This is a genomic window from Lysinibacillus sp. NPDC058147 (assembly GCF_042884205.1).
In the GTDB taxonomy this organism is placed as follows: Bacteria; Bacillota; Bacilli; order Bacillales_A; family Planococcaceae; genus Lysinibacillus.
Genome location: NZ_JBHVUJ010000002.1, coordinates 708,568 through 725,135, shown reverse-complemented (window position 1 = coordinate 725,135; position 16,568 = coordinate 708,568). Strand labels below are relative to the sequence as shown.

The following is a 16,568-nucleotide window of genomic DNA, read 5'->3' as shown; positions in this document are numbered from 1 at the left end:
CGTATTCAGGCTTAGAAAAGTGAAAATGAACGTTGTTATTTTGTCATTTCTTAGCATACTTTATTTCATAGCAAAGCCACTTATTTATATAACTAAAAAGTGGTTTTGCTTTTATGTTGAATTTTTTGCAGACTTTATGGCAAACTGAATACGGAGATAAATCTGAACATGATCCATCTTTCACCTAGTTGCCTAAGCATCTTACGAATAAATTGTTAAGTACGCCATGCTCCATCGGGAACATTATAATTTAGTATTTAAATACTAAAGTTAGTAGGCTAACATATTAGATTGGAGGTAGAAGATTGACTAAAAGGAGATCAGTTGGGTTAGAGTTGCGTACGTTGTCGCTTTTAATGAGAAGACAATTAGATCAAACCACATGTACTATGCTACCGGAAAGAGATAATCTTACTGCCATGCATGGTTGGACGATTGGTTATCTTTACAAGAATCGAGATACAGATGTGTTTCAAAAAGATTTTGAACGAGAATTTTCTATTCGCAAATCAACAGCGTCTAGAATACTGAAATCTATGGAAAGTAATGGATTGATTACAAGGCAAACTGTTCCGTACGATTCAAGACTCAAAAAAATAGTCTTAACAGAAGATGCGCTGAAAATACATGACAGTATTATGACTCGTAGAGCAATACTTGAACAAAAATTACTAACAGGTATCCCGGAAGAGAAACTTGAAGTTTTTTTTGAAGTGGTGGATGCTATGAAAGAGAATCTGGATTCTTGATGAAGATTCTATTTTGAATTATTTTTCATTATATAGTTAGCATGCTAACTAAGTTGAGGAGGACTGCAAACATGCTGAAAATATTTAAATACTTAAAACCAAAAGAATGGACACTAATTGTAGCCAGTATTGTGTTCATTGTAGGGCAAGTTTGGCTAGATTTGAAACTGCCGGATTATATGGCTAAAATTACAACCCTTGTACAAACAGAGGGCAGTAAAACGAGTGAGATATGGACAGCTGGAGGGAAGATGCTTTTATGTGCCCTTGGCAGTATGATTTTGGCAATCATTGTGGGCTATTTTGCAGCAAAGGTTGCAACATCTCTTTCAAAGGAATTGCGAAAAGGAGTATTTAACAAAACTCTATCTTTCTCTATGGAGGAGATTAATGGTTTTTCAATCGCAAGTCTAATTACTCGTTCTACTAATGATATAACACAAATACAGCAAACTGTTGCAATGGGTCTTCAAGTTATGATCAAGGCTCCTATCCTTGCAACATGGGCTATTTTGAAGATCATGGGGAAAAGTTGGGAGTGGTCAGCGGCAACAGGAGTAGCTGTCATTGTTTTACTTATTTTGATAGGTAACCTAGTCATCTTTGTGCTACCGAAATTTAAAGTCGTTCAAAAACTGACAGATAATCTTAACCGAGTAACTAGAGAAGGTTTAACTGGTATTCGTGTTGTTCATGCTTATAACGCACAAGGATATCAGGAAGAAAAGTTTGAAAAAGTAAATAACAATTTAACCGACACAAATCTTTTTGTGAACCGCCTTATGGCCCTTATGCAACCGGGGATGGGTCTGATTATGTCAGGTTTAACTCTTTCAATCTATTGGATTGGAGCGCATTTAATTAATGATGCAGCAGGTATGGATAGAGTTGGTAAGTTTAGTGATATGGTCGTATTTTCATCTTATGCAATGCAGGTAGTTATGGCATTTATGCTATTATCAATGACATTCATTTTGCTACCGAGAGCAGCAGTATCTGCAGCACGTATTAATGAAGTACTAAATACACCCCAGACAATTATTGATGGAGAAATAAAAACGTCGCCTAAGGGAATCGAAGGTGAAATCGAACTGCGTAATGTTAGTTTTAAATATCCTGATGCAGAAGACTATGTTTTAAAGGATATTAGCTTTACAGCACATAAAGGCGAAACTGTTGCTTTTATCGGTTCTACGGGTAGTGGTAAGAGTACGCTAATTAATTTAATCCCAAGATTTTACGATGCTACTGAGGGAGAGGTATTAGTCGACGGCATCAATGTAAAAGAATATTCACAAGAAGCTCTTTATAATAAGCTTGGCTACGTTTCTCAAAAAGCCGTATTATTTTCAGGTACGGTAAAATCTAATGTTGCCTACGGTGATAACGGCCAGACTTCATCCACAGATGAGGAGATCAAAAAAGCAGTGGAAATTGCACAAGGGCAAGAATTTGTGGAGAAAATGGACGGCAAATATGAAGCGGATATTGCGCAAGGTGGAACAAATCTTTCAGGAGGGCAAAAACAACGTCTTTCTATTGCAAGAGCAGTAAATAGAAATCCAGAAATCTTTATTTTTGATGACTCTTTCTCTGCCCTAGATTATAAAACAGACCGTCAACTTCGTTCTACCTTGAAAAAAGAGACGAAAGGTGCAACCTCTTTGATTGTGGCACAGCGAATTGGAACGATTAAAGATGCTGATAAAATTATTGTTCTTGATGAAGGTAAAATCGTTGGTATGGGGAAACATAGTGAATTGTTGAAAACTTGTAACACTTATCAGGAAATCGCCTATTCGCAGCTATCGAAGGAGGAGTTGGAAAATGAGTAATGCACAAAAAAATAAGCCCCGAAGAGGTCCCGGTGGTCCAGGTCATATGATGGCTCCTGGAGAAAAGCCAAAGAATTTTAAAAAGCCTATGGGGAAGTTGGTTGCCTATTGTAAACCTTATTTACCACCGATCATCTTTGCCGTTGTATTGGCAGTTGCAGGAACAATTTTCACGATCATTGGACCCAATAAGCTGAGTGAGATCACCGATTTGATAATGGATGGTATGACTGGTGAGATTGATATTACGGCAATAGGGAAAATTGGTCTGTTACTTGCTATTTTGTATGGATTGAGCTTTGTATTCAATTATATTCAGGCGTTTATTATGGCTACTATTACGCAACGAGTTTCCAAAAGATTACGTTCAGATATTTCGAACAAAATTGATAGATTACCATTGAAATACTTTGACTCTACAACATACGGTGATGTGTTAAGTCGTGTCACGAATGATGTGGATATGATTGGACAGTCTCTAAACCAAAGTATAGGTTCGTTAGTGACAGCGGGAGTAATGTTCTTTGGATCTTTGATTATGATGTTCTATATTAATGTTACGATGGCTCTTTCTGCCATTGCTGCAACATTCGTTGGATTTGTATTCATGTCATTTATTATATCCAAATCCCGCAAGTACTTCATACGCCAGCAGCAGGACCTTGGTAGAATAAATGGCCATATTGAAGAAATCTATTCAGGGCATAATGTCATGAAGGTTTATAACGGTGAAAAAGTAGCGAAGCAAGAATTTAATGAAATTAATGAAAGTCTTTTTAATAGCGCTTGGCGAGCACAGTTTATGTCAGGGATGATGATGCCGCTCATGATCTTTATTGGAAATTTAGGTTATGTTGTTGTGTGTGTAGTAGGTGCTGCATTAACAGTGAAAGGTTCTATTACATTTGGTGTTATTGTTTCATTTATGGTGTATATCCGCTTATTTACGCAGCCGTTGTCTCAGTTAGCACAGGCAGCAACAAGCTTGCAGTCAACTGCCGCAGCGAGCGAACGTGTATTTGAGTTCTTACAAGAAGAGGAGCTTAAAGATGAAAGTGATAAGAAAGTCACTTTAGATGCAAAAGATGTAAAAGGTAATGTTGAATTTAAAAACGTGAAGTTTGGATATACGAAAGAGAAACTTATTATTAAAGACTTCTCTGCTCATATAGAAGCCGGTCAAAAAGTGGCCATCGTCGGACCTACTGGGGCTGGTAAAACAACGCTTGTTAATCTTCTTATGCGTTTCTATGAAGTAGACAGTGGGGAAATTATGATTGAGGATGTATCTACGAATTCAATTACTCGTAAAAATGTACACGATTTATTTTGCATGGTGCTACAAGATACTTGGCTTTTCGAAGGAACCATTAAGGAAAATATCATTTATAACAAAGAGCATGTAACCGATGAAGAAGTAGTTGCAGCTTGTAAGGCGGTAGGTTTACACCACTTTATTCGAACGTTGCCAAAAGGTTATGATACAGTTTTAAATGATAATACAAGCTTATCTGTAGGACAGAAACAGCTTATAACGATTGCAAGGGCAATGGTTAAAAAAGCACCATTGCTTATCTTGGATGAAGCTACTAGTTCCGTTGATACGCGTACTGAAGCACTTATTCAAAAAGCAATGGATAAATTGATGGTGGGCAGAACATCATTTGTTATTGCACATAGACTTTCAACAATTAAAAACGCAGATTTAATTTTAGTTATGAAAGACGGAGACATTATTGAAAGTGGTAATCATGAAGAACTGATTGCAGAAAAAGGATTCTATGCGGATCTATATAATAGTCAGTTTGAAGATGCTTCTTAAAATTTAATGCCATCTATTCGCTTTTGGCTACTAGGGCAATGTGTAGCTTCGTAAATAATTAAGATTGATAAAAATCACCTCGTTCCTTAGAGGTGATTTTTTTATTGGATATTTATGTTAAAATGGATTTAGATTATGTGAATAAATGTAGTTAAACTAACTGCGAAGGATAGTTCAACAAGAGTTTAGGAACCAATCAATAGAAAGAGACCAAAGGGGGTTACAATTTTGAACAAGAATATATTGGGAGTTTTATCGATTTTGACCGTAGCAATAAGTATTATTTTTTTCTTTATAATCAGAGGACCTAACGCTAACTTAACTTTAGGTATAAGTGTGTTTACAGTGCTTTCTGTACTTGGAATTATCTTTGCTATCTTATCTAAAAAACTATGGTTTATTATTACAGGAATTTTGTTAAATGGCGTAGTGTTAGTATTCGTTTATTTTCTATTGCTTGCAGTAGGGATTAGTGAACCTTAAAAATTCCCTTCAAGAAAAGGGCGTGATTGTTGAATAAGCCCCACTTTTCTGATTCAATGTGTGCTAAAATTCCACAAGGATTAATAACGTATACATAAACAATAACGTTCCCATATGCAAGTTTGGAAATACACCAAAAAGCCATGAATGTTGTGAAATCGAGAAAACTTAATGGTTGTGAAGTATGTTCTTCATTAATGAGCATATTCTTTAATAACGAAGATCTTTTTTTCTTGTTCAACTTATTGGCAGGTTAGTTTTGCAAAGAAGGTGCACTACAGTGTCTCTGGTGCTAAAAGATGGGGGCGAAAAATTGAATGTCCAATGATAATGAAGTTTTATTAGATAAAGAAAAACGAAATGATTTAAATGTGAAGAAAGAAAGGAAAGAAGACAGGAAAGAAGGAGAACCGACTCCAGCCTTCAAAGGGGCTTCGTGGGCAGCGCTATTAGTAGGTGTTGCGTCTTATCTTATAGGTTTGTTTAACGCAACTATGCAATTGAACGAAAAGGGATTTTACTTTGCAGTTTTAGTATTTGGACTTTATTCGGCGATATCTTTACAAAAAGCAGTTAGAGATAAAGATGAGGGAATACCAGTTACGAATATTTATTATGGAATTAGTTGGTTCGCACTTATTGTATCTATTGCATTAATGGCCATCGGTTTATACAATGCAGGAAGTATTATTTTAAGCGAAAAAGGATTTTTTAGTATGGCATTTGTTCTTAGTTTATTTGCAGCTATAACGGTTCAAAAGAATATAAGAGATTCACAGAGGGCAAGAGAAAGAGGTTGAGTTATATACCACAATGGAGCAGAATTCTACTACAAGGAGTTTCCTATATAGATAGCAGAAAAGACATTGAACGTATTTATTGTTTAGGGGATATGATTGGAATTGGTCAATGATAACTGGAAATCACGATGAAGCTGTCTTATCCTTAGCAAAAGGTCAAAAGTATCCCAAAAGTTATGCTCACACAAAAGAACACCATCAATGGATTTTAGATAGACTGGATGAATCATTTATTCCAATGTTAGAAAAAATACACCGCACAATTAAAGTAAATATAGAAGGACACTCAATTTTATTTACTCATTACCAAATTAAAAATAATTACATAAATGAACATATTAGCAAGGATCCATTTAGTTCAGTTGTTACCCCAAGTATTGAAAACTTAGAAAAGTTATTTGAAGGTAACAAAGAAGAGTTGATATGTTTTGGTCACCATCAATGAAGAGGGAAAGAAGAAATACAATTTAACTTTAGTTTCGGTGAACCGTACCATAAGTAAGTGCGGTTTAAAATAAATTAAAAACTAAGGCCGATTTTTTTACTAATAGAAAATCGGCCTTGATAAATCATATACAAATTTTTTCATGTACTTTTATTACTGTGCAGTTAATCCGCCATCGATAACGAATTCTGAACCTGTTGAGTAGCTAGACTCATCAGAAGCCAAGAACAATACCATATTTGATACTTCTTCTGGTTGTGCTACTCGTTTTAATGGAATGTGTTGAGAGAATTCTTCTACAGCTGCTTTTGTATCTTCTTGTACAACCATTGGTGTTGCGATAACACCTGGGTGTACAGAGTTTACGCGAATGCCCATTGGTGCTAGGTTGATTGCAGCTGCTTTTGTCATACCACGTACTGCGAATTTTGTATCTGTGTAACCTACAGCACCTGCAACTAAGCCGTTCATTGAAGAAATGTTGACGATTGAACCGCCACCAGCTTTCATCATTGAAGCTGCTACAGTTTTCATACCTAAGAATACAGATACTTGGTTAATGTCTATGATTCGACGGTATTCTTCTATTGTAATATCAAGCATATTTTTCGCCATAGTAATACCGGCGTTGTTTATTAATACGTTTACTGGACCGAAAGCTTCTTCTGCTTTCGCAATAACTGTAGCCCAATCTTCTTCAGATGCTACGTTTTGTTTAATGAAAAGGGCATTTTTACCTAATTCAGCTGCAAATGCATTGCCTTTTTCTTCATTTAAATCTGTTAAAATAACTTTTGCACCGTTCTCTACGAATAATTTTGCGTGTGCCGCACCCATACCTTGTGCTGCTCCTGTAATAATTGCTACTTTACCTGCTAAACGACTCATTTAAAAAGCCCCCTGAAGTATATTTATAAAAAAGTGATAGTTAACTATCACTTTTTACACTTCCTAGTAAACAACTTTCCGGATCGAATGTCAATCCAAACGGCTGTTATTTATGATGGCAGAATATAGGATAAAAATACGTCCTTCATCATTGTGAGCTGCTTGTCAGTAGAAAGCAACGTGGAGAGGTTGGTATCATGGGTTGTCAGGCTTGATTTGAAAGTGAATAAGCTGAAATTTTGTACCATCGTTATTATAAATACATCCAAATCAACATCCAATCTTAACGAGCCGTCCTGCTTGCCCTGCTCAGCCAATGTTAATAAAATACTGGCCAATTTGCTTCGGGCAAATAAGTATTCTGCATATTGCTCAGTCGATTCCGTACCAATTTTTTCATATAAATCAAAGGACTCAAAAAACTTCGCTAAACGTAGCTGTGGATCCTTCGTTCCGCTTATATAATAATCCAAAATTTGCTCGATTTTTTCATATGCAGGCACTGTCTGCTTGACAATCTGCCCTATATCCGTGGCCATTTCATCTGTAATGGTATTCGCAACCGCAATCACTAAATACTCCTTTTTAGGGAAATAGCGAAATATCGTTGCAATCCCAACGCCAGTAGCCGCCGCAACATCTTGCATTTGGATGTTTTGAACTCCTTGCTCCAAAAATAAATTCTTTGCAATATGGATAATATTTTGACGGCGTTGTTGTTTTTGTTGTTCTCGTTTACTCATTTTCGTCACTCCAACTCCAACTGTTCTTCATACATTGATTGTAACATGTTTAATATGTACCAACTTGTATTCGCATCGCGGGAAATTCATTGGCGAAAATGCTAAAATTCTAGAGTTTATTTTAGTCTTATTTAAAGCTTAAATCATTCAGGTAAAACGGATTCGTTGAATTCCAGATGTGCGGGAAGAACTCTATCGATGGTTGAATGCAAGAGGACTAGTTGAACAGGATACAATGATGTTCGGTGTTCCGAGGAAGCAACGCGTACATCACACTGTCTGAGAAAAGCCGCTATGATTGCCACATAGCCATTTCTAATCGTACAGAGATAAGACTGGACAGCGAAATTATTTATACTTTTAATGGTGGGAAATATGTATTATATTCTTTTGATGAGCCTATTGAGTATAGTGAAAGAAGTATGTTGATCGAATGTTACTCAGAATTGTGTAGCTATTGGTTACCGATTATTGACGAAGTAAGTGGTACACTCAACTAGAATGCTATACACAAAGATACTATCCAAATAATACTTTAGCTAAATTAATGTATTTGACTAAATCTAAATTTCTTCTTCGAATAAGATATATTATTCTGATTCGAAAAGAAGGTGGTATAATGTCAAATCAACGAGGTCATAAAGATAGTAATGATGAGTCTAATTCCAAGGAAATACAAAGCGGTGTGGATAGTAAAAATGAAAAAGTAAGGATTATTGTAAAAAAAGATGGAGAAGAAATTAGGACTGATGCTCCTGTATCCAATAAGTTAAAGCTTGTAATTGTTATAAATAATCAGTTCACTACTGCACCTAATACCACGCAAATTGCAAGTGGGGCAGGAAGAAATAGTGCAGCTGGTAGTAATGCTGCAATAGATTCCTCGAATACCGATCAACAGCAAAGTGTGGGAGCACAAGGGGTAGCTAGAAACAACGGTATGAAGGGGGAGCAGACTGAACCTCACGAACAGCATGAAGACTGGGATGGTGACGAAGAAATTGTTATCATCATCAATAATCAGATAGATAAGGGTCAAAAACAGTCATCAGCTACTCAGGTAGCAAGCGGAAGCGGTTTAGATAGCACGGGAGGAACTAATTCAGCCATAGGAAGTTCTAATACGAAGCAGCAGCATGCGGTTGGTGGAGGCGGTCGTGCAATAAATGAGGGTGAGAATGGTGATCAAGAGGAAAAGTAACAATTCATTGTAAAAGTTAAAAAGGATTAAAATATAATTATCTACGTAAACTAAAAGAGAGTTGAGCCCATAGCTTATAGATAGTTAAGAATCAGTTTTTTATTTAATCAGAAGGATAACATCTGGGCCATAGCATATTTCTAGTTTTTTAGACTCGGCAGTAAAGTTAACCATTGAAAGAATGGGTAGCAAATATTTATTCGCCTTTTTCATAGAATGAATATTCTATAGTGTTTACCTATAGGAAACGTAAATGCTGTTCTGTTCTATCTCTCTTTTTAGATGATAGTAAAGCTGCGACTAATAGCGAATAGCTGACATGCGTAGGGCCAGAATAAAGTATGAGTACATTTGATCGAAAACCTCATTTAGTAACCTTACGGTGAACCGTATCATAAGTAATCGAAGTTTAAATCCAATCATCAAGTAACGATGATTGGATTTTTATCTTTAAGACAGCATAGGACCGAATATTTTACTTTGAAGTCTTATTATTTATTATTCTATTTGCTAGTCGCTACGTTTCTCTAGATTTTTAGCAGTTTTACTTTGGGCAACATTCTTTTGGTTTTTAAAGGTACCCATAAGAAAATCATAGGCTGGGTTCGTAACGCCATACCAGAAATTTTCATTTTTGAAATGATGCCATAAATGAACCTTTTTCATCCAACGCCCCCATGGAGATATTGGTCGAAGGGGGCGATGGGCGATATAATGCGTCCACTCATAAAATAATAAAAAGAGCATGATACCTGCAATAAATGCGTTTGTCATTATTAAGCTAGATGAAAGAATATAAAAAATGGCTGCCACAATTGCGATGTTTGGCACACTATACCATAGGGGTAAAAATAATAAGTGTAATTCATTCGGATTTGAATGGTGGTCATAATGTAAGCGTTTAAGAATTTTTAACAAAAATTCATTTTTAGGTGGTTTCAGATGAAAAAGAAATCTGTGTGTAACATACTCAGCTAAGGAATACATAATCATTCCCAGAATAAAAACACCCAAAGTTCCGATAGAGGTTAAATGTAGAATCATAAATCCAAAACTAATGAGAAATAGACAGGTCATGATTAAAATATCAGGGTAGGAAAAATATTCTTTAAAATATTTCAATCTCATTTATTACGCCTCCTATATTCTTTATTTTTCTCTATCTTTCCAGAGAGCCAAGCTTTTCGCCATTGTTGTCATAGACAACCTTTCCACTTCCATTGCATCTCCCTTTAATGCAGCTTTTAATAAGTCGTGGTAATAGTTGAAGGACAACTCACGATAATCTTTTACAGAAAAATATCTTTTCGCCATATCTATATAAATGGAATCGAAGCTATTTAAAATGAGTAAAAAGATTGGATTGACAGCAAGGCCAGCACACCTTTTTTGCAAATCCCAATCAAATGCTGCATAGTTTTCTGCACTATCTTCAAGCTGCTCTAGATTGGCAAGGAGAGCAACCACTTTAGCTTGATTAAACGTAACAGCATCACGAATATAAGTCGGAGTTAAAGTACTTCTTAATTCTAATAAGTACAGGATAAATTCATCTGGTATGATAGGATGATTCTCAACAATATTAACAAGTGTCGTTAGATTCCCATTGCGCCAATAATCATTTACAACCGCAGGCATTCCTTTTCTTCCATTTATCCATCCACTCCTTCCTAAACGTTGAAGTACCTCCCGAATAGTTGGACGACCAACACCAAATTCTTTTGCAAGCTCTCTTTCTGGCGGTAAAGTACTTCCTACAGAATAAATACCAGCCAATATGGATTTAATTAATTCATTCTCAATTTTATCTGAGGAGCGTTCCTTTTCTTGCAAAATCATCCTCTCCTTTGTTTTATGGTAATACAGATTAAAGACAGTGGTAATACCAAAAATTATATATCTAATCAGAATTTTCTGTCAACAAAGAAAAGCAAATTTTTATTAATAGAAATATTTAAACAAGCCCATATAAATCTTTAGTAGATGCAATATATTTATTTGAATCAAGCACGTACAACATATGTTATATGAGCTAACCAATGAAACTAATTAATATAAGGCTGTTTTCTAAAAGATTGTTGCATTTAGAATAAGTTTTTAATGATAAAACTATCTGGTAAAATAAGTGTGAGAATTTGTAAGGAGTTTAAATGAACAATTGATTATCTAGGGGTGGAAAAGTGAAAAAATCATTTTGCTTGAAAGAAAAATTTCTCTTATTTCTTTGCCTCTCACTTATAGTCTTATTTGGATGTGTAACTAATGGTAATCCTACACCAAAGGATTTTCTTAAGGATAGTAAAGCAGACATCTTTGTTCTGGATGATATTGTATATTCTAATGTTGAAAACATAGATTGGGTAAAAGAATTGGAATACACAATAGGTGAAGAAATTGGTGAAATAACAAAACAAACCAATAATGCAAAGGGTTTTGAGGACGGAACATCTAACAAACTACCCGTTGGAACCATAATTTATGCAACCGATACACCAATCGATATTGCTATTGTTGATGGCAAGGAAATACCTTACCTTAAGATGCTCGAAGGATAATAGATAAGTATCATAAAAATATCTCAGGACCGAAAACTAACAAAAAGTAGGCATAAGAAAAAATCTTGTACCTACTTTTTTATGTTGTCGCAATTTCTGTCGCCCCCAATGCTCAGAAATCGAAAGAAATAAAGTTATATAACTGAAAAAAGACCCTATTGAATAAGGTCTCTCCAGATATTTTTGGTTTTATATTTTTTTAAGTGTGTAACTTCTTCTCCGAACCATGATGGAGGTGTGAATTCTTTTGCTTGTTGCTCGCTTTCGAATTCTATTTCGGCTACAACTAACGCTGGGTTTACGAAGATATCGATCATTAAATTGTATCCTTTATAATCGAAGAATCTTCGATACTTTTCTACACCAGGCTTTAATGCTAGGTTGTCTAAATCGACGAAAACTTCTTTGCTAATATTAAATTTGATTTCATTTCGAATCATACCGCTTCCGCTTTTGTAGGACATATCAAATTTCTCGATACCTCCTTCCACCTGTTTACGAATTCTTACTTCTTCAATCCCGTGCACCGTTAGGTAATTTTGATAAACTGTCTTTGTTTCAAACGGTACCATTCCCTTTGGAAGTTCACCGATTAAAAACTTGCGTTCAATTTCTTGCAAACTGATGACCTCCCAATATAAATTTATATTTACTTTAAAGGAACCTTTATGTATCTCTTTGAGAAATTATATTTATGTATTGTAATCCATTATAAGCCAAAAAATATTTTTAATTAATAGGCTCTATTAAATTTAAATATTGATTTTTATATTGTTAATATAGAAATTCCTTAAAAAAATATCGATTATACGACGATAAAAGTAGGCATAGTTGACGAACAAAGTAATAAACCTAGTAAAGTTCTTAGAGCATACCCTTTTATATATTTTTCAGTTTTCAATCAAGCTTTTGTAAAAATTAACACAAGACGATAAAAACTTTTGTTCAGAAATAAGAATTTGTAAAGTGACTATATCTCAAATTAACAACGCTTAAAGCATAGTGATGCTAATAATCACTTTATCACTGTAGAATAGACAGACTTTTGCAGCCATCCGGCATCGATATTTAATCGAGGCTAGATGGTTGTTTCATTTCGTTAATGGATAGAAAATAAATAAAACATAGTTGACTTATTGGATTTATATGTTTAAAATCGTATTAATTGTTCGAATATATTGAATGATTTAACTTATAAGGAGGGTTAAGGAATGACAATTGAAACACTAACGAAAGAGTTGAACGGTTTATTTGAAGAGATTGTAGAAAATCGTCGCTATTTGCATCAAAACCCAGAGCTTTCTTTTCAAGAAGAAAAAACATCTCGCTTTATAGCAGATACATTAAAAAGTTATGGAATCTCTGTACAAGAGAATGTTGGTGATAAAGGTGTAGTCGGAATTATTCAAGGTAGAGTACCGGGAAAAACGATTGCATTTCGAGCAGATTTTGATGCCTTACCGATCGAGGATCAAAAAGAAGTTACATATAAATCTACAGTGCCTGGCGTTATGCATGCCTGTGGACATGATGGACATACAGCTGCTTTACTAGCAGTCGCAAAAGTTCTTCAAAAACATAAGAACAGTATTCATGGAACAGCTAAATTTATTTTCCAACCAGCAGAAGAAAAACCACCAGGTGGGGCGAAATTTATGATTGAAGATGGGGTTTTAGATGAAGTGGATTATGTGTTTGGTGCACATGTAGCGACAGACCTTCCCGTTGGCAAACTGTCAACCACTTCAGGTGCAATTATGGCTTCAGTTGATGCTTTTACAATTAAAATTTTTGGGAAGGGCGGGCATGGAGCTCGACCTCATGAAACGAAAGACTCCATTATTGCGGCAACTCAGCTAATCCAACACCTACAACAAATTGTTAGTCGTCGGATTAATCCAACAGAAGCGGCAGTTGTCACAGTTGGAAGTATTCATGCTGGAAATGCCTTCAATGTAATTGCAGACTCTGCTGTATTAGAAGGAACTGTTCGTGCATTAAATAAAGATGTTCGTTCTCAAATTGAGAAGGAAATCCGAGCAATTTTAGAAGGGTTAAAGATTACTAATTATATAGAGTTTGAAATAAATTACCTACACGGTTATCCGGTACTTGTTAATCCAGTAGAAGAAGCTGCACTTGTGGAGCAATTCATAAAAGAACAATTTGGAGAGAGTGCTTTTATTCAGAAAGAGCCGGTGTTAGGAGCAGAAGACTTTGCTTACTATTTACAAGAAAAACCCGGTAATTTCTTTTATGTAGGTGCACATAATGAAGATCCAAATACACAATATCCGCACCATCATCCAAAATTTGATTTTGATGAACGAGCACTACTAAATACAGGAGAAGTGTTCCTGAAAATTGCGAGTCATTTTTTGATCGATTAATCTCAGAAAATATGTGATTAACTTATATTCAAATTTAATCGGAGGAATGACGACTTGATTGTCTTTAAACATATCGTAAAAGAATTTTATCAAAAGAAAAAGAAAATAGTCGCTTTAAATGATGTTTCTCTTGAAGTTCAGAAAGGCGATATATTCGGGATTATAGGCTATAGTGGAGCAGGTAAAAGTACATTAATTCGGATGGTAAATGGTTTGGAAAATCCGACTTCTGGAGAAATTATCGTAGACGACAAGGATATTCAAAAATTAAGTCCGAATGAGAGAATACTAAATAAGAAAAAGATTAGTATGATTTTTCAACATTTTAATTTACTTGAGTCAAAAAATGTTTTTGACAATGTCGCTTTGCCATTAAAACTACGGAATGAAAGTAAAGAAGACATGGATAGAAAAGTAAAAGAGATGCTTTCATTTGTAGGGTTAGAAGATAAAGAAAAAAATTATCCGAGTCAACTTTCTGGAGGTCAGAAACAACGTGTTGGAATTGCGCGTGCACTGGTCACAAATCCTGAAATTTTATTATGCGATGAAGCAACCTCTGCACTTGATCCTAAAACGACGAAATCAATTTTAGAATTGTTAAAACGAGTCAATGAACAGTTTAATATAACTATTCTATTAATTACACACGAGATGGAAGTTATTCGTGATCTTTGTAATAAAGTAGCTGTGATGGAAGATGGTCAATTAGTTGAGACAGGAAATGTAATTCAAGTGTTCGGTCAGCCGAATCAACAGACTACTAAAGATTTTGTTGAAACGGTTATTCCGAACAAAATTCCAAAAGACCTATTAGATTTTTATCAAAAAAATCAACAATCATATACTTTATTACGACTAAAGTTTTTAGGAGAAAATACGGCTAGTTCGTTGTTATATCAACTAAATAAACGTTTCAATTATGTAGAAAGCAATATTGTCTTTGCTAATGTTACAGAACTAGAGGGAACTACTTTAGGCATCTTTACTATCGCTTTTTCTGCAAATGAACCAATCATTCAAGAAATTAAAGCATTTATTAAAGAGTTTAATGTCATCGTAGAGGATGTGAAAATATGAATCGGATTTCCCCTGATATTATTTGGCAGGCTATGATCGAAACCGTTTATATGGTTTCTGTATCCCTATTTATTGGAACGTTATTAGGGCTACCACTTGCGCTATTTCTAGTACTTACAAGGCCAAATGGCATTAAAGAAAATAAAATTGTTTATTTCATCTTAAATTCAATTATTAATATTATCCGCTCATTACCGTTTATTATTTTGCTCGTAGCGATCGTTCCGTTCACACGCTTAATTGTTGGAAAAACATATGGTACAGAGGCAGCGATAGTTCCACTCATTATTTATATTGCTCCATTTATTGCACGATTAGTGGAAACATCTCTATTAGAAGTGAATCCTGGAATTATCGAATTAGCAAAATCATTAGGCGCAAAGCCTTTACAAATTGTACGACATTTTTTAATCCCTGAAGCACTTGCTTCTATTATATTAACGCTAACAACCGCAACAATTGGATTGATTGGAGCAACTGCGATGGCTGGTACGGTTGGGGGCGGTGGTATAGGGAATTTAGCTATATCATACGGTTATCAACGTTTTAATACATTTGTCATTATTTTAACTGTCGTTATATTAATTATTATTGTGCAACTTATCCAATCACTCGGCAGTTATTTAGCTAAAAAAATTAGACATCAATAAAAAAGGGGCTTCGCTCATGAAAAAATATATTTCAGCATTTCTATTATTATCGCTTACCATTTTATTAGTAGCTTGCGGAAATTCAGACTCAAGTTCATCAGATGACAAAAAAACAATTAAAGTCGGCACTTCGCCTGGACCTTATAGTGAATTATTTTTAAAAGCCATAAAGCCAATTCTTGAAGACAAAGGATATAAAGTAGAAGACACGGAATTTACAGATTTACGACAAGCTGATGTTGCTTTAGCAGATGGTGGCATCGATTTAAACGTAGACCAACATACTGCTTATATGAACAATTTCAATAAGGAAAGTGGTTCAACACTTGATTCGTTAACAGCTGTCCCAACAGTTCCAGCAGCTTTATTCCCTGGTAAAAAGAAATCATTAGATGACGTGAAAAAAGGCGACGTAATTGGTATTCCACAAGATCCATCAAACGCAGCTCGTGCATATGCAATTTTACAAAAAGCGGGTTGGATAAAAATTAAAGAGGGGATTGACCCAATTCAAGCAACAGCACAAGATATCGTTTTAAATAAATATGAGTTAGAAATTAAAGAAATGGAATCAGCTCAAATTCCACGTACATTAGAAGACTTGGATTATGGTGTAATCCCAGGAAGTATCGTATATTCTTCAGGAATTGATGCGAAAAAAGCCATATTGCAAGAAGATGTTGTGAAAAATTACGAATTAGTAGCTGTAGTAAATGAAAAAAATAAAGGTAGCGAATGGGCAAAAGCAGTAAAAGAAGCCTATAATTCTCCCGAGTTTAAAAAATACATGGATGAAAATAACAAAGATAACTATTGGTTCATTCCTAAAAATGATTAATTCTAGGGGTAAAAGAATCGTTTCTTTAATGCTATAAATGATTTATCTACTAAGAGGAATCTATTTTGATTATTGTCAAAATGGATTCT

The 16,568-nt window shown here is 34.9% G+C and carries 17 protein-coding genes; 12 read left to right on the top strand and 5 right to left on the bottom strand.

Annotated elements, in window-relative coordinates; genetic code table 11:
- Window positions 1–305 precede the first annotated feature (305 nt).
- The 6 genes from ACFVT8_RS09065 to ACFVT8_RS09040 all read left to right on the top strand — a co-directional run bounded on the left by ACFVT8_RS09065 (window position 306) and on the right by ACFVT8_RS09040 (window position 6,134).
- Complete coding sequence (locus ACFVT8_RS09065; protein ID WP_387083277.1) at window positions 306–749, top strand: MarR family winged helix-turn-helix transcriptional regulator; 444 nt, start codon at window positions 306–308, stop codon at window positions 747–749.
- Window positions 750–820: 71 nt separating this feature from the next.
- Complete coding sequence (locus tag ACFVT8_RS09060; protein ID WP_387083276.1) at window positions 821–2,584, top strand: ABC transporter ATP-binding protein; 1,764 nt, start codon at window positions 821–823, stop codon at window positions 2,582–2,584.
- Complete coding sequence (locus tag ACFVT8_RS09055) at window positions 2,577–4,406, top strand: ABC transporter ATP-binding protein (RefSeq protein ID WP_387083275.1); 1,830 nt, start codon at window positions 2,577–2,579, stop codon at window positions 4,404–4,406. The genes ACFVT8_RS09060 and ACFVT8_RS09055 overlap by 8 nt, the downstream gene beginning before the upstream one ends.
- A gap of 225 nt (window positions 4,407–4,631) precedes the next feature.
- Window positions 4,632–4,889, top strand: a complete 258-nt coding sequence (locus ACFVT8_RS09050; protein WP_387083396.1) for a hypothetical protein — start codon at window positions 4,632–4,634, stop codon at window positions 4,887–4,889.
- Between the two features lie 317 nt (window positions 4,890–5,206).
- A complete protein-coding gene (gene yiaA, locus ACFVT8_RS09045; RefSeq protein WP_387083274.1) occupies window positions 5,207–5,689 on the top strand; it encodes an inner membrane protein YiaA in 483 nt (160 codons plus the stop codon).
- Window positions 5,690–5,798: 109 nt separating this feature from the next.
- Window positions 5,799–6,134 (top strand): hypothetical protein, encoded by a 336-nt coding sequence (locus ACFVT8_RS09040; RefSeq protein WP_387083273.1) that lies wholly within the window; start codon window positions 5,799–5,801, stop codon window positions 6,132–6,134.
- 153 nt (window positions 6,135–6,287) lie between these two features.
- Here ACFVT8_RS09040 and ACFVT8_RS09035 read toward each other — a convergent pair whose 3' ends face one another.
- Both ACFVT8_RS09035 and ACFVT8_RS09030 read right to left on the bottom strand, forming a co-directional pair.
- Window positions 6,288–7,022: a glucose 1-dehydrogenase gene (locus ACFVT8_RS09035; protein WP_387083272.1), complete on the bottom strand. Its 735-nt coding sequence runs from the start codon at window positions 7,020–7,022 to the stop codon at window positions 6,288–6,290.
- 110 nt (window positions 7,023–7,132) lie between these two features.
- Window positions 7,133–7,765 (bottom strand): TetR/AcrR family transcriptional regulator, encoded by a 633-nt coding sequence (locus tag ACFVT8_RS09030; RefSeq protein WP_387083271.1) that lies wholly within the window; start codon window positions 7,763–7,765, stop codon window positions 7,133–7,135.
- Window positions 7,766–8,384: 619 nt separating this feature from the next.
- Here ACFVT8_RS09030 and ACFVT8_RS09025 point away from each other — a divergent pair.
- A complete protein-coding gene (locus ACFVT8_RS09025) occupies window positions 8,385–8,966 on the top strand; it encodes a hypothetical protein (protein WP_387083270.1) in 582 nt (193 codons plus the stop codon).
- A 510-nt stretch (window positions 8,967–9,476) separates the two neighbouring features.
- Here ACFVT8_RS09025 and ACFVT8_RS09020 read toward each other — a convergent pair.
- On the bottom strand, window positions 9,477–10,094 hold the full coding sequence (locus tag ACFVT8_RS09020; protein ID WP_387083269.1) for a sterol desaturase family protein: 618 nt from the start codon (window positions 10,092–10,094) through the stop codon (window positions 9,477–9,479).
- A 21-nt stretch (window positions 10,095–10,115) separates the two neighbouring features.
- The gene (locus tag ACFVT8_RS09015) at window positions 10,116–10,799 is read right to left on the bottom strand and encodes a GntR family transcriptional regulator (protein WP_387083268.1); all 684 of its coding nucleotides are present in this window, start codon (window positions 10,797–10,799) and stop codon (window positions 10,116–10,118) included.
- Window positions 10,800–11,146: 347 nt separating this feature from the next.
- Between ACFVT8_RS09015 and ACFVT8_RS09010 the strand changes: the two genes are divergently transcribed.
- Window positions 11,147–11,521, top strand: a complete 375-nt coding sequence (locus tag ACFVT8_RS09010; RefSeq protein ID WP_387083267.1) for a hypothetical protein — start codon at window positions 11,147–11,149, stop codon at window positions 11,519–11,521.
- A 155-nt stretch (window positions 11,522–11,676) separates the two neighbouring features.
- Here the strand turns inward: ACFVT8_RS09010 and ACFVT8_RS09005 are convergent, their stop codons facing one another.
- Complete coding sequence (locus tag ACFVT8_RS09005) at window positions 11,677–12,141, bottom strand: CYTH domain-containing protein (RefSeq protein WP_387083266.1); 465 nt, start codon at window positions 12,139–12,141, stop codon at window positions 11,677–11,679.
- 591 nt (window positions 12,142–12,732) lie between these two features.
- Here ACFVT8_RS09005 and ACFVT8_RS09000 point away from each other — a divergent pair.
- The 4 genes from ACFVT8_RS09000 to ACFVT8_RS08985 are packed head-to-tail and all read left to right on the top strand — an operon-like array spanning window position 12,733 to window position 16,479.
- Window positions 12,733–13,911 carry a M20 metallopeptidase family protein gene (locus ACFVT8_RS09000; RefSeq protein ID WP_387083265.1) on the top strand — a complete coding sequence of 393 codons (1,179 nt, stop codon included), beginning with the start codon at window positions 12,733–12,735 and terminating at the stop codon, window positions 13,909–13,911.
- A gap of 54 nt (window positions 13,912–13,965) precedes the next feature.
- On the top strand, window positions 13,966–14,991 hold the full coding sequence (locus ACFVT8_RS08995) for a methionine ABC transporter ATP-binding protein (protein ID WP_387083264.1): 1,026 nt from the start codon (window positions 13,966–13,968) through the stop codon (window positions 14,989–14,991).
- Window positions 14,988–15,641, top strand: coding sequence for a methionine ABC transporter permease (locus ACFVT8_RS08990; RefSeq protein WP_387083263.1), 654 nt, complete (start codon window positions 14,988–14,990; stop codon window positions 15,639–15,641). Before ACFVT8_RS08995 ends, ACFVT8_RS08990 begins: the two co-directional genes overlap by 4 nt.
- A 16-nt stretch (window positions 15,642–15,657) precedes the next feature.
- Entirely contained in the window at window positions 15,658–16,479 is an 822-nt protein-coding gene (locus ACFVT8_RS08985) for a MetQ/NlpA family ABC transporter substrate-binding protein (RefSeq protein WP_387083262.1), read from the top strand.
- Window positions 16,480–16,568: the final 89 nt, after the last annotated feature.